At 63.2% G+C, this 13,866-nt stretch carries 12 protein-coding genes; 8 read left to right on the top strand and 4 right to left on the bottom strand.

Going from position 1 to position 13,866, the window contains the following annotated elements:
• Positions 1-6: 6 nt before the first annotated feature.
• The 3 genes from ACIPXZ_RS04830 to rsmD are packed head-to-tail and all read left to right on the top strand — an operon-like array spanning position 7 to position 3,805.
• Positions 7-978, top strand: a complete 972-nt coding sequence (locus tag ACIPXZ_RS04830) for a DAK2 domain-containing protein (RefSeq protein ID WP_400590990.1) — start codon at positions 7-9, stop codon at positions 976-978.
• Between the two features lie 19 nt (positions 979-997).
• Positions 998-3,223: an ATP-dependent DNA helicase RecG gene (locus tag ACIPXZ_RS04825; RefSeq protein WP_400591100.1), complete on the top strand. Its 2,226-nt coding sequence runs from the start codon at positions 998-1,000 to the stop codon at positions 3,221-3,223.
• Between the two features lie 21 nt (positions 3,224-3,244).
• Positions 3,245-3,805 (top strand): 16S rRNA (guanine(966)-N(2))-methyltransferase RsmD, encoded by a 561-nt coding sequence (gene rsmD / locus ACIPXZ_RS04820; RefSeq protein ID WP_400590989.1) that lies wholly within the window; start codon positions 3,245-3,247, stop codon positions 3,803-3,805.
• A gap of 23 nt (positions 3,806-3,828) precedes the next feature.
• On the opposite strand, the gene ACIPXZ_RS04815 is transcribed toward rsmD, so the two are convergent.
• Both ACIPXZ_RS04815 and ACIPXZ_RS04810 read right to left on the bottom strand, forming a co-directional pair.
• Complete coding sequence (locus tag ACIPXZ_RS04815; RefSeq protein ID WP_400590988.1) at positions 3,829-4,611, bottom strand: spermidine synthase; 783 nt, start codon at positions 4,609-4,611, stop codon at positions 3,829-3,831.
• Positions 4,608-5,885 carry an aminotransferase class I/II-fold pyridoxal phosphate-dependent enzyme gene (locus tag ACIPXZ_RS04810; protein WP_400590987.1) on the bottom strand — a complete coding sequence of 426 codons (1,278 nt, stop codon included), beginning with the start codon at positions 5,883-5,885 and terminating at the stop codon, positions 4,608-4,610. The genes ACIPXZ_RS04815 and ACIPXZ_RS04810 overlap by 4 nt, the downstream gene beginning before the upstream one ends.
• A gap of 122 nt (positions 5,886-6,007) precedes the next feature.
• Between ACIPXZ_RS04810 and coaD the strand changes: the two genes are divergently transcribed.
• The 5 genes from coaD (at position 6,008) to mutM (ending at position 9,088) form a co-directional block, all read left to right on the top strand.
• A complete protein-coding gene (gene coaD, locus ACIPXZ_RS04805; protein WP_400590986.1) occupies positions 6,008-6,490 on the top strand; it encodes a pantetheine-phosphate adenylyltransferase in 483 nt (160 codons plus the stop codon).
• Positions 6,491-6,634: 144 nt separating this feature from the next.
• On the top strand, positions 6,635-7,162 hold the full coding sequence (locus ACIPXZ_RS04800) for a YceD family protein (RefSeq protein WP_400591098.1): 528 nt from the start codon (positions 6,635-6,637) through the stop codon (positions 7,160-7,162).
• 52 nt (positions 7,163-7,214) lie between these two features.
• Positions 7,215-7,418: a 50S ribosomal protein L32 gene (gene rpmF, locus ACIPXZ_RS04795; protein WP_066210751.1), complete on the top strand. Its 204-nt coding sequence runs from the start codon at positions 7,215-7,217 to the stop codon at positions 7,416-7,418.
• A gap of 20 nt (positions 7,419-7,438) precedes the next feature.
• The gene (gene rnc / locus ACIPXZ_RS04790) at positions 7,439-8,128 is read left to right on the top strand and encodes a ribonuclease III (protein WP_400590985.1); all 690 of its coding nucleotides are present in this window, start codon (positions 7,439-7,441) and stop codon (positions 8,126-8,128) included.
• 3 nt (positions 8,129-8,131) lie between these two features.
• Entirely contained in the window at positions 8,132-9,088 is a 957-nt protein-coding gene (gene mutM / locus ACIPXZ_RS04785) for a bifunctional DNA-formamidopyrimidine glycosylase/DNA-(apurinic or apyrimidinic site) lyase (protein WP_400590984.1), read from the top strand.
• A gap of 129 nt (positions 9,089-9,217) precedes the next feature.
• Here mutM and ACIPXZ_RS04780 read toward each other — a convergent pair whose 3' ends face one another.
• Both ACIPXZ_RS04780 and ACIPXZ_RS04775 read right to left on the bottom strand, forming a co-directional pair.
• Entirely contained in the window at positions 9,218-11,362 is a 2,145-nt protein-coding gene (locus ACIPXZ_RS04780) for a hypothetical protein (protein WP_400590983.1), read from the bottom strand.
• Positions 11,363-11,416: 54 nt separating this feature from the next.
• Positions 11,417-13,756 carry an AAA family ATPase gene (locus tag ACIPXZ_RS04775; RefSeq protein ID WP_400590982.1) on the bottom strand — a complete coding sequence of 780 codons (2,340 nt, stop codon included), beginning with the start codon at positions 13,754-13,756 and terminating at the stop codon, positions 11,417-11,419.
• Positions 13,757-13,866: the final 110 nt, after the last annotated feature.

Genomic DNA, 13,866 nt, shown 5'->3' with positions numbered 1-13,866 from the left:
CAGGCAATGAAGCGCTGGCTGTGCACCGCCGAGCGGGTCGTGGGTAACCACAGTGACCGCCTGAACGCGATCAACATCTTCCCGGTGGCAGACGGCGACACCGGCACCAACCTCTACCTCACGCTCCGGGCCGCCGCGCGTGCCGTGGACTCCGCTGAGTATGAGGCGGGAACCGATGTCGGAACGCTGCTGACGGACGCCGCCGGTGCCGCCATGGAGAACGCGAGGGGCAACTCCGGGACCCTGCTCTCCGTGTTCCTGGCAGCTCTCGCAGAATCGGTGCAGGGCCAGTCCCGGCTCAGTGCACCACTGCTCGCGAGCGGTCTGCGCCGCGCGAGGATGCGCTGCTGGTCCGCCCTGAGCGAGCCCGTCGAGGGCACGATGCTCTCCGCGCTGGCCGCAGCGGCGGATGCCGCCGAGGAGATCGACTCATCACTCAACGGTGACGACAGCAACCACGCCCTGGCGCAGTCTCTGACCCATATCGTCGAGACCGTGCGCGACGCCGTCGTCCGCACCGAGGAGCAGCTCGGCCCGCTGCGCCAGGCCCGCGTCGTGGACGCCGGTGCGGTCGGCTTCCTTCTGGTCCTCGACTGCCTGCGGGAGACCGTTCTGGGAACCACGGCCTCTGAGAACTCCTGGGATGATCTGCACGGCTACCAGAGCGAGTTCCCGCACATCCACGGAGACATGCCCGCCGACGACGGCTACGAGGTCATGTGCACCATCGAACTCTCACCCCTGGACGCCGCCACTTTGCGGCAGCGGCTGGACGAGATCGGTGAGTCCGTCATCATCTCTCCCGTCAAGGCCGTCACGGGGCCGCAGCACGGGGACGTCCAGGAAGGTGAACTCAACTACCGCTGGCGTGTGCACGTGCACATCGATGACCCGGCGCCCGCCCTCGAACTGCTGAACGCCCTGGGCGAGCCGGCCAACGTCACGCTCTCCGAGCTGGCGGCCCCTCGCGAGGCGTGAACCCGGAACCCATGGGGGCCTGAGCGTGGATCAGCACACCCGCCTGGAGGTGATCCTCGGAAAGCGGATCGCGGGAAGCCTGGAGAAGAACTCCGGCGTCGGGACCGTCGAGGAACTCCTGGATCATTTCCCCCGCCGTTACCTGGACAGGGGAGAACTCAGCAGCATCCAGGAGCTCCCTTTCGACGAGGATGTTACCTTGCTGGGGAGGGTGCTCTCCAGCAGTACCCGGAACATGCGGGCCCGTCGCGGCAGCATCACCGAGGTGGTCATCAGCGACTCCGAGGACGAGTTCGGCCCCGCGCTCTCCTCACTGAAACTCAGTTTCTTCAACGGATTCAAGGCCAAACAGCAGCTGCAGCCCGGAGTGCTCGCACTCTTCTCCGGGAAGGTGGGCTCCTATGCGGGAAGCCTGACACTCACCAATCCGGACTTCATCCTGCTCGATGAGGCGGTGACGACTCAGGCGGATGCCGAGGCTCTGGCCAGGATGCCCATCCCCGTCTACCCGGCGACTGCCAAGCTGAGTTCCTGGACGGTTCAGCGTGCCGTGGGCGTGGTCCTGGATCAGGCGGGTGCCGAGGGGTGGGACGATCCCATCCCGCAGGAGATCCTGCGCCGTGAACGTTTCCCCTCCCTGGCGGAGGCCTATCGCATGATTCACCAGCCGGCCGCCGTGGAGGACTACCGTCGGGCCCGACGCCGGTTCCGGTACCAGGAGGCACTGGTCCTGCAGTCCGCGCTGGCCCGGCGTCGTACCGAGACCGCCCAGGAGATCGCCACCGCCCGCCCCGGTGCCCTGGACGGCGCGTTGCAGGCCTTCGACGCCGCGTTGCCCTTCACGCTCACCTCAGGTCAGCGCAGGGTCGGGGAGGAACTGTCCCGCGACCTGGCGACCTCGCATCCCATGAATCGCCTTCTGCAGGGCGACGTCGGCTCGGGCAAGACCCTGGTGGCCCTGCGGGCGATGCTTCAGGTGGTGGACTCCGGTGGGCAGGCGGCGCTCCTGGCCCCGACGGAAGTCCTGGCCGCTCAGCATGCCGAATCGATCCGCCGGACGCTGGGTGCCTTGTCCCGTGACGGGCTTCTCGGCCCCGGGGCGGGACCTTCGGTGGGGGTCGCCCTGCTGACCGGATCCTTGCCGACGGCGGCGCGCCGCCGGGCTCTGCTCGATGCCGCATCGGGCGAGGCCGACATCGTCATCGGCACCCACGCGCTGCTCGCCGACAACGTGACCTTCTTCGACCTCGGGCTGGTGGTGGTGGACGAGCAGCACCGCTTCGGCGTCGAGCAGCGCGATGCCTTGCGTGCCAAGGCGGAGGCTCCGCCGCACCTGCTGGTCATGACGGCGACGCCCATTCCGCGGACCGTCGCCATGACGGTCTTCGGTGACCTGGAGACCTCCGTCCTGGATGAACTGCCGGCGGGCCGGGCACCGATTGTCACACATACGGTGGGCCTTCTGGAACACCCCAGCTGGGAGGCGCGTCTGTGGCAGCGCGCTCGTGAAGAGGTGGACTCCGGGCACCAGGTCTATGTCGTCTGCCCGAAGATCGGGGACGGGGACGGCGACGGCATCGCGGACGACGGCGGGGAGCCTCTCGACGGCGGAGGCGAACGGGGAGCGCAGCAACTGGCCGGCGTCGTCGGCATGCTGGAGAAACTGCGGACCGTTCCCTCGCTTGACGGGATCCGGGTCGAGGCTCTGCACGGCCGGATGAGTCCGGAGGAGAAGAGCCGGGCCATGGGGTCCTTCGCCTCCGGCGAGACCGGCGTGCTCGTCTCCACGACCGTGATCGAGGTCGGCGTCGACGTGCCCAACGCGACCCTGATGATCATTCTGGATGCGGACCGTTTCGGCATCTCCCAGCTGCATCAGCTCCGCGGCCGGGTGGGCCGTGGCGGGCTGCCGGGAACGTGTCTGCTGGTCACGCGGCTGGAGCCCGATCATCCGAGCCGCGAGCGGCTGGCTGCGGTGGCCGCCACGACGGATGGCTTCGCCCTGTCTCAGGAGGACCTCAAGCTCCGGCGTGAAGGCGATATCCTGGGCGCCAGGCAATCGGGTGGCCGGTCCACTCTGAAGCTTTTGAGAGTCATCCAGGACGAGAACGTGATCGCTCAGGCGCGGGACGACGCTCAGGATCTCGTGGCGGAGGATCCGGCCCTGGACAGCCATCCGGCGCTGCGCCTGGCGATCGAAAACTATCTGAATCCGGAGAAGGAGGCCTTCCTTGAGCGTGGCTGAGAGCCGTGGGGGAGACATCGCATGAGCAGGATCATCGCCGGCCTGGCCGGGGGACTGCCGTTGAACTCCGTTCCGGGTACGGGAACCCGGCCCACCACCGACCGGGTCAAGGAAGCGCTGTTCTCCCGTCTGGAGGCGTACGGCGTGCTGGAGGGCTCCGAAGTCCTGGACCTCTTCGCCGGTTCAGGGGCTTTGGGGCTGGAGGCCGGAAGCCGTGGCGCGGCCTCGGTGACCCTGGTGGATCTCGATGCCAAGGCGGTGGCGGCCTGCCAGAAGAATGGCGCCCTTCTGAACGAGGCTTCTCCTCGGCTCCGGATCTCGGTGCAGCGGTCCAAAGTCACTGCGTACCTGGAGCGGGCCGTGGGCGCCTGGGATCTGGTGTTCCTGGACCCGCCGTACCCGCTGGGCGAGGACGATCTGGCACACGTGCTGACTCTCCTGTCCGGGCACCTGGCGGAGGGCGCCGTCGTCGTGGTGGAGCGCAGCTCCCGGTCGCCCGAACCCGCCTGGCCTGACGCTCTGGAACGGTTCGCCGAGAAAAAGTACGGCGAGACCGTTCTCTGGTTCGCCGAGCCGGCCTGACCCCCTCAACGCGGGGTGAGGCGTCAGTTCAGCCAGTCCTCGAGTTCCATGCCGCCGAGGACGGTGGCGGGATGGGGTCCGGCCGCCAGGAGGGCCTGGGTCCAGTCCGTGGGCCATTCTTCCGCGCGGACCGCGAAGACCACATTCCCCGGGTACCGGCCCTCCAGCATGCCGCTTTCACAGAGCATCACCACTCCGCCGAAAACCTCCAGGAGGGCTTTGCCCTGGCTGCGGATGAGTGTCAGTGGCGGTTCGTCCCCGACGTTGACCAGGAACACCCCTCCAGGATTCAGCCGCCCGGCCACTTCGCGGTAGAAGTCGGCGGAGGCCAGATGGGCGGGCGCCTCCGGTCCGGAGAAGACATCCAGGACGACGACGTCGAAGCGTCGCGTCACGCCGTCTCCACCGGGTTCCAGCGCGGCGAACTCGGCTCTTGCGTCGCCCAGTGCGATCTCCAGCCGGGCGCCCTGGGGCAGCGGGAGTTCCGCCAGCACGAAGTCCGGCAGTTCCCGTTCCAGTTCCACGGCCCACTGCACCGATCCGGGACGGGTGTGCGCGATGTACCGGGGAAGGGTCAGCGCGCCGGCCCCGAGGTGGGCGGCCGTGATGGGCGTTCCCCGGGGAGCCAGTAGATCGGTGACCCGCGCCATCCGGGCGAGATACTCGTAGAAGACCTGGGACGGGTCGGCCAGATTGACATGAGACTGCTCGGCATCGGCCAGGAACAGGATGGCCGAACCGGGCACGAGAGTATCGGCTTCGATGGTGGCGTGGACACCACTGGCCCGAAGGTAGCGGGAACTCATGAGTGGCAGGGGCCCTGAGTTCCGGAGCTCAGAGTTCCGGAGTTCTGAGCACCGGAGTTCAGGGCTTCGCTCAGCTGTCCCAGGCGCGTCGCAGCCTCCTGAAGGACTGTCTCCTGCTTGCAGAAGGCGAAGCGGAGCAGGCTCGCCGTGCTCCGCGCCCCGGCTTCGTGGCAGAAGACCGAGAGCGGGATGGCGGCCACGCCGATGCGCTCGGGCAGTTCGCGGGCCAGGATCAGGGCGTCGTCGAAGCCCAGGGGCGCCGCGTCCACGGTGACGAAGTAGGTGCCCTGGGGCCGGTACACGGTGAAGCCCGCAGCATTCAGCCCCTCGGAGAGCAGATCGCGTTTGCGCTGGAGCTCGGCCGCGAATCCGTGGTACTGGCCGTCGTTGAGCCTCAAGGCTGCGGCGACGGCCCCCTGGAAGGGGGTCCCCGAGGAGTAGCTGAGGAACTGCTTCACTGTCCGGGCAGCCGTCACCAGCTCGGCCGGGCCGCTCAGCCAGCCGACCTTCCATCCCGTGAAGGAGAAGGTCTTGCCGGCCGAGGAGATCGTCAGCGTGCGTTCGAAGGCGCCTGGCCGCGTGGCGATCGGCACGTGGGGGACGTCGAAGGTGAGGTGCTCATAGACCTCGTCGCTGACGATGACGGCGTTGTGGCGGGCCGCCAGTTCGACGATGCGGTCCAGCACCTCCTCCCCGAAGACGCTGCCGCAGGGATTGTGAGGATTGTTCAGCAGCACCATGCGGGTCCTGGGCCCGAACGCCTCCTCCAGGCGGTCCAGGTCCGGCTGGAAATCAGGGGCCAGCAGAGGGACGGTGCGGTGGACGCCGCCGGCGAGGGCGATCATGGCGCCGTAGGAGTCGTAGAACGGCTCGAAGGTCACCACCTCGTCGCCTGGTTCGACGAAGGCGAGCACGGCCGCAGCGATCGCCTCCGTTGCCCCGGTGGTGACGACGACGCCGTCGGCCGGGTCGACTGCGAGTCCGTAGAAACGGCCCTGATGTTCGGCGATCGCCTCGCGGAGCGGCGTGATGCCCTTGCCGGGCGCGTACTGGTTCTCACCCCGGGAGATGGCCTCCCGGGCGAGTTCCCGGATGACGTCCGGCCCGTCCTGGTCGGGGAAGCCCTGGCCCAGATTGATGGCATCGTGACGGACCGCGAGGGAGGTCATCTCCTCGAAGATCGTGGTGCCCAGAGTCCCGTCAGCGGAGACCAGGTTGGCGCCTCGGGCGGCGGACAGCCAAGGAGCCGTCGGGAGCCAGGAGAGTGCTGTCACGTGAGTGCCTCGATTCCAGGTGATGAGACGGACCATGGCGTTCACGGGGCGCACCGGGAAGGACGCGCCGTCCGCCTCTGTCGGTCATGCTATCCCGAGCCGCTCTGCGGTAGCGTCATGGCATGCGTCGTGCTGTCTGCCCCGGGTCCTTCGACCCCATTCACAACGGTCACCTGGAGGTGATCGCGCGTGCCGCGAACATCTTCGATGAGGTGGTGGTGGCGATTTCCACCAATCCCGCCAAGCGTTACCGCTTCTCTCTCGATGAGCGACTGCAGATGGCACGGGAGACTCTCGGCTATCTCAGCGGGATCGTCGTCGAGCCCATGGGGGAGGGACTGCTGGCCGACTACTGTCACCGCAGAGCGGCCAGCGCGATCGTCAAGGGCCTTCGTTCGTCCAGCGATTTCGACTATGAACTGCCCATGGCGACCATGAACCGTCAGCTCTCCGGGGTGGAGACGGTCTTTCTCGCCGCGGAGGGCCGTTTCAGCCATATCTCCTCCTCGCTCATCAAGGAGGTCCACTCTCTGGGCGGCGAGATCTCCGACTTCGTCCCACGTGCTGTGCTGAAACGGCTGACGGGCGGCGTGCCGGGTGCCTGAGAAGGCCTTGACACGATAGGATCTACTGCGGTTGGGCCGCCGTTTCCGCCTGCAGTTTGAGTCCTGCATGGAAGTCACGCTAAGATGGTTCGTCGGTCCTTTGTTCTTACAGGAGTTCTCATCAAACGCGATCACCGCACACCTCTGACGCTGGACGTCAAGGATCTCGGGCGAAGCCCGGGCAGTATGCGGACCCTGGAAGAGCAAGTGCCAGCACCAAGCGAACTTGGTGTGCCGCTCATCGGTGTCAAGGAAGGTTCCCCCGTGGAACTGGATTTGAGGCTGGAGTCCGTACACGAAGGAATTCTGGTAACCGGTACCGCTGATGTCCTCATCGAGGGCGAATGCGGCCGTTGCCTGGATCCCCTTGCGTATGACCAGCGCGTCGATGTGCAAGAGCTTTTCTTCTACCCGGACCATGTGTCCGAGGCGGAAGGAGACGATGAAGAGCAACGTCGAGTCGAGCACGATGAGATCGATCTTGAGCCGGTGTTGCGGGATGCGGTGGTCACTGCGCTGCCCTTCCAGCCGGTGTGCCGGGAAGATTGCCAAGGCTTGTGTTCCGAATGCGGAATTCGCCTTGACGATGAGCCGGGGCACCACCACGAGGTATTGGACCCTCGCTGGGCTGCCCTCGCAGATTTGCAAGGCCAAACCGGCAAAACCGATTGATTCAGTGTTGGACCCAAGTTCAGAGATGGACTGAGAGAGAAAAGAGTTAGCCGTGGCTGTTCCCAAGCGGAAGATGTCTCGCTCGAATACCCGCGCCCGCCGCTCCCAGTGGAAGGCTGCTGCCCCGAACCTGGTGAAGACCGTCGAAAACGGCCGTGTCACCTACAGCCTGCCGCACCAGGCCAAGGTTGTCACCGATTCCGCCGGCACCGAACTCTTCCTGGAGTACAAGGGCCGCAAGGTCGCTGACGTCTAATCCCGGCCTAAGGCTGCGATTTGGCTTCATCTGAAGACCTGCTGAAGCGTCTCGGCGTCATTATTGACGCCGAGACGCTTCGTCTTGCACTCACGCACCGTTCCTATGCCTATGAGAACGGTGGTATCCCCACGAACGAGCGCCTGGAATTCCTGGGCGACTCCATCCTGGGGTACTCCGTCACGGAAGCCCTCTACCGTGACTACCCGGATCTTCCGGAAGGCGATCTTGCCAAGCGGCGCTCCGCCGTCGTCAGCACGCGTGCCCTCGCAGGAGTCGCACGTGAGCTGAACGTGGGCGAGCACATCTACCTGGGCCAAGGCGAGAAGCGCACCAACGGTAAAGACAAGGCATCGATCCTTGCCGACACCATGGAAGCGCTGATCGGTGCCTGTTACCTCTGCCACGGCATCGAGGTGGCCCGTGAGATGGTCATGCGTCTGGTCGGTCCTCTCCTGACGGATGCCGAGGCCTTGGGCGCGGCGACCGACTGGAAGACCTACATCCAGGAGCACGCCGCAGGCAAGCAGCTCGGCACCGTGGTCTATGACGTCACGGGTTCGGGTCCGGACCATGCACGCGTGTTCCAGGCGGTCCTGGTGATCGGCGGAACCGCATACGGCACCGGCCACGGCAATTCCAAGAAGGAAGCCGAGCAGGAGGCCGCGGGGGACGCCTGGCGCAAGCTCAATCCGGGTTCCCCGGCCTGAGCCATGCCGGAGCTGCCCGAAGTCGAGGTGGTGCGTTCCGGTCTGGAACGCTGGGCCGTAGGCCGCAGGATCGAGCATGCCGAAGTCCTGGACCCTCGCAGCATCCGCCGGCATGCCGGCGATGCATCGCACTTCTCCACCACGCTGCGCGGCGCCCGTATTCAGGCCGCCGTGCGGCGTGGGAAGTATCTCTGGATGCTCCTGGACGACGTCCCAGGTCAACTGCCAGGGGATGAGCCCGGCCCCTATCCTGGCACGGCGCTGCTGGCGCATCTCGGGATGAGTGGACAGCTCCTCATGGAGGAGTCTGCGGCACCGGACGAGAAGCACCTCAAGGTGCGTTTGCAGCTCAGTGCCAGCGACGGCATGCCCAGCGAGCTCCGCTTCGTGGACCAGCGCATCTTCGGCGGACTTTCCGCCACAGGCATGGTCCCCACGCTCGACGGCCGCCCCGGCGGTCTCGGCTCCACAGCACCCTTGCTTCCGCAGGAGGTCAGCGGCATCGCCCGTGACCTGCTGGACCCCCACTTCGACCCCGAAGCCGTTCATCAGGTGTTGCGTCGCCGTCGCAGCACCCTCAAACGTGCGCTCCTGGATCAGAATCTGCTCTCCGGCATCGGGAACATCTATGCCGACGAGGCTCTCTGGGCAGCACGCCTGCACGGCGAGCGTGCCACCGACACCTTGCGCCGCCCGGAGACGTTCCGGCTTCTGGAAGCGGCCCGGGACGTCATGGAGCGGGCACTCTCCGCGGGCGGAACGAGCTTCGATTCGCTCTACGTCAACGTCAACGGGGCGTCCGGGTACTTCTCCCGCTCACTCAACGCCTACGGCCGGGAGGGGCAGCCGTGCCTGCGCTGTGCTGCGGAGGGCCGCGAGACCCTGATCCGCCGTGCGTCGTTCATGAACCGCTCCTCGTACTTCTGCCCGAGGTGCCAGCCTGCGCCGCGGAGACGCTGAATGCGGGGCGCTGATGCCGGCGGCAGCGCCTCCCGGCCGCTTGGCGTGGTGCGCAGCTACGCAGGACTCATCATGACGGAGGGATTTTTCGAGGAATTGTTTGCATGCGAACGATTCTGAAATGCAAAACTATCGATCGTAGACGGAATCGATCAGAGCTGTGCCGCGTTCCCAACGGATCTCATCAACCTTTTGGCGCACACGCCGTTGGATCACGCGTTCGTCTAGGCCGATGAGAGCGGCTCGCTCCTTGTCTGCGACTTCGACCACACTGATGGGAATCGCCGCGAATCGTAGGTAGTTCGCCATGGTGGGGAGTGGGACCTGCAACTCACGCTCGACGGACGAACGAACTTGCCGCAGCCGGAGAAGTTCGACAAGGAAGTCGGGGTTCAAGGCGGGAGACTTAGGCGCGGCCTCTTCGCCGATCCGATCCCGCAGCCACGACGACAGTCGAAAGGCCGCCCGATCAAGAGTAAGCCACCAATGCTCGAAGCCCATAGGGCCAACTGGTGTTTTCCCTCTGAGTTGAGTTACGCCAATGGAACTGGTCACGTCGTGGCTGGCGAGACGCAACACAAGGGTCTGATCGGTCTCATGCCCCCATTGTTTTCGGCGATCCTCATGGGTCTGCACCCAAAACTCTTGCACCGCTGCTCGAAGCTCAGGCGAGGCTTCGTTTGCGACGGCCCCAAGGTCCTGTCCGATGATACCGTGCTCTTCCTCGAGATAAAGTGCGAGATCGTCCTCGGGATACGTTTCGCCACGGAAAGTCTCGAGCCACTCGACCATCTGACTTCTACCCCGGCCACTGGCGGCATACATCCCAAAGAGGTATGGAACCGCACCTTCCCAAGAAGTGGGGATCGTGCGCGCGCAGTTCAATGACCTAGAGATATGCTTGAGCAGTTCCTCGATGACACCATCCGTGACGTATAGCGAAGCGCCAGCGTCCCGTGCCGCTTGAATCAACGAGGTGAAATATCGCTGGGTCGCATTCTCCTCAAGGCGTTCTGAAAGGAGAGGCAGCAAGACGTTGGTGTCGAGCCAGATCTTCCCACCTTGGAAAACGTTGAGCATTGCCTTCTGAACATCGGGAGTTTGGCGGAGGAACGAGAATAGGGTATAAGCGGACGCGAGATTGCTCAGGTATGTGCGTGTCGCTACGCTCGGAGCCGCGAGAGTCTCGCCGACGATCGAAATCAGCGCATCGACAGAGGGGCCACCCTCAACTGGTGAGAGCAGTGACTCCAGTGTTCTGGGATCGAAATCTGTGACCTCACCCGTAAGCACCGCTGAAGCAAATGCCTCTCCTCTGCGCAGCAACCAAGTGTCCATGGCAACACGCAAATCGGACGCTGCCGCGATGGCTCGTGATTCATCGATACCATCTAGCACGCTGATTCTTGCTCTTAATTCGTCAAGAAGATCTTGTTCTGACGTCAGCACTGCCGCAGACTGGTTGCGGACGCGCTCCTGTTCCTGAAAGGACAGACGATACTCGTCTGTTCCGCGCATCTGCTTTATCGGGCCCTTCTTCGATAGACGGGCCAGGGCACTCCGCACCTGTGCCTCGACCTGGGCAGGATCACCAGCGGGAACCAGTGCCACGGTCTGTGTGATGATTTCGTCGACAGTCATCGTTAAACCGGCATTCGTATCGTGCATGACGGAACGAACGAGTGCTTCAAACGCGCTACGCGTAATGCCCTGGTTGTCCCGGCGGTCCACGCTGTCGAGAGCGAGATGGATTAGGGCGACACGTGCCTCAGCTGGCCCAAGAGGTCGTGCTACACGGGGAGCGAGCCCGGCAGAGGCTAAAAGGGGATCGACGAACTGACGAGCGAGATCGTTACTCGCAACCGTTCGCTGTTCGTGAGTGTGGGCCCGTTCGACAAACCAAGATCGATCCCGCACATCGACTTCAAAGCCGACTTTACGTTGCTCCGCTACCAGATTGTCAGCATTCGGTCCGACCTTTTGGTTCGTCGCGTAGATCAGCCGGAAAGTGCCACCAAAGTTCTTCTTGAGAGTGGCAATCGTCCCAGTGATCTTCGCGGCCCAGTTTTCGGTGACCGAATACTGGATGAATGTAGTCTGCTCTTCGTTCGGCTGATAGAGCTGCCCGTCCCGACCTCTGTCTCCAGACATGGAAGCCATGGTTCGGAGTGACGGGTAGTCAACGACGAGAAACTCAGCTGCGAACTTTTCGAAAGCGGACCAGTCCTCCGGCCCGAGTTGTCGAAGTGCCATGTCGAGTCGTGCGTCCGTCATGGAGCAACAATATCGTGGAGTGGGATACAACCATCGCAGAAACCGCGTGATTTCTTACGAATCGCTGGAGCCTGAGATCAGTCCTTGGTTGTTGAGCCGTTCAAAGTGGCGTAGGCCGTTCAAACGTTCCAAGAAGGCTGCGTAGTCATTGATCTTCTTGAGAGGGTCTGTGGCGAGCTTGAAGTCGCGTCGGATGCTCGCAGTACCGACCCGGATCGCGTCGCTAGCGCTAGTCGAATCTGCAGCCGCGTCGATCTGGTTGAGCATAATAGTTGCTCGATCTCTAGTGGATCCTGTCGGGTAGTCTTTGGCAAAGGTGTCGAGCGTACGATCAAGCCGTTGATTACGTCTGCCCTCCAATTCCATCTCTTTCGCACGGTTCAACGTTTCTGCTAGTCGCTGAAGTAGCAGGCCAAAGTTATTGTCCAGCGCAGGAACGCCTGCCGGTCGCCGATCATCGGGTGCCTCAGCCAAGTACGCGAGGAGTTCCTTCGCAAAACCCGCCTTCCCAATATCGGTTGCGAAGACGTCGGTGAAAGTCTGTGCAAGGGCATCCCATAGACTTCCTTCCTTGGTCGCTAACTTGCCGGTTACGTCGCTCTCGGTGAGCTTGGATGCGGTCACGTCGTCGTGTCCGAGGAAGTTCTTTGCATACCGCCGCGCCGCGAGGACGGCGACGCCTGCTGGTATGAGATCTTCCGGCTCGCGGACGGCCACCCCCGGGGTTACTTCCAGCGGAGCCCCGGCGGCCCATTCTCCAAGATGAACGACGAGCTCGTCAGCTACGGTGGGTTTGCCGTGCGCCCCGTTCCGTCTAATCTGTCTCCGCGCCGTGTCTCCGGCAGAATCTCCGTCGACGAGGACAGCGCAAGCCGGCTTCACCTGATCCCGGCCACGTGCAAGGTACAACATGTAGGGGATGTTCGAACCGCCTGGGACGATCGTCACCTGGTTCAGGTCGAGGCACTGGCTAGGTGCAACACCGTGGCGCAGTAGTCGCATGTTCATTCCGGCTAGCAGCACCTGGTCAGAGATGCCTTCGACGAAGAGGTTGTCGCCTCCGATGAATGCAGTTTCGGCGACGAAGGAGCCGAGCGAGGTTCGCAACGGCTCATAATGATTGCGTGTCGCGTCTTTGACATGCCGGGTGCCTTCATCACGAGATCCCTTGTCAACGACGCGGACGCGGTGACCGGCGTTGCGGTTGATGAGGAAAGGGGAGTGGGTAACGTAGACGACTTGATCCTCCCGATCGGAGTCGTCGGGGCGAGCGTGGTGCTCGAGCACGCGAAGGAGATCCTGCTGGCCTGACGCCGATAGGTAGGCATCTGGCTCGTCCATGAGGAGAACTTCAGGTTTCGCGTCGGGGCGTTCATGGGCGAGCATTTGTACGTAGTAGCTGAGAAAGTACTGTAGACCGCGGCTGCGTTCCGCGAATGAGTAGTCCGTACCTGTTCGATCGCGGATGGTGAAGACCAGCTCGTGCTCGCGAGGTGAGACGCGGAGTTGGAATTCTGGGTCCTGACTCCACCACCGAGATACGTTGAGATGGCGGGAGATCGAGTTGTTCATCTCCTGGATAAGACCATTGACGAGGCCCTCACGCTCTTCAGCGATCGCCTCCTGCAACTCTTGGAAGCTGGACTGCTCGATTCGAGCAATCTTGACGAGGAGATCGATCCCAAGCTGCTGCTCTTTCCACTTCTTGGAGTCAGTGGTGTCGTTACTTGCAATTATCTGCGCCAAGCTTGAAGCCTGTTGTGCCAACTCATCGGCTGAAGTCGTTGAAGCGAGCAGATCGAATAAAGCAGTTCGCCTTCTCCGTCCTGACAGCGGGTTTGTCCTGCCAGCGAGCATTGAGATTGACACGGAATCAGGGAGCGCAACGTTCGTATCGAGTTCGTGAGGGTGCGGCAAAATCGTCTGGAGCGCGGAAGCTTGAGTATCACTTAGGACGAAACGTTCGTCATCTGCCCCCACTGTAGCTACGACGCCTGGCGTAGGACGAAGTAGCAGCACGTCACCGTTCTTAAGACGCGGGATCCCATGTGCGTTGATCATTTCCGTCTCTTCGAGATCGGGGGTGAGTATTGCTCCGACCTCGGGGTAAAGACGAGAACCGTGTTCGACGGAGAAGAGCGTGGAAGACCGACAGAAATCTCTCTGGCGTAGGCCGTCTCCCGTGAGTACGATTTTGATCGCGTCAAGGAGATGCGTCTTACCTGATTCGTTGGCTCCGACGACAGCTGTGATGTCGGGCTCAAGAGGAATGCGCACGTGTGGCATCCAACCATCCTGGGTTAGCTGCCATGGCAACTGCTTGGCGTTCGGTAGTGCTTTTAACTCGTAGTCGAAGTTGAATGACTTGTAGAAGCGCACCAATAGCTGTGTCACGCGCATCGTGTACCATCACTTTCGTTTCGTTGAGGTTTCGAATGCTGGTGGCACAAAGTCTGCGAAGTGCCACTGACAATAATTCGACATTGGGCGGTCGTTGGCGTTGT

Origin of the sequence: Arthrobacter sp. NPDC090010, from assembly GCF_044748305.1 — a bacterium.
In the GTDB taxonomy this organism is placed as follows: Bacteria; Actinomycetota; Actinomycetes; order Actinomycetales; family Micrococcaceae; genus Arthrobacter_E.
The sequence above is the reverse complement of the archived record's forward strand: the minus strand, read 5'-3'. Positions and strand labels throughout refer to the sequence as shown.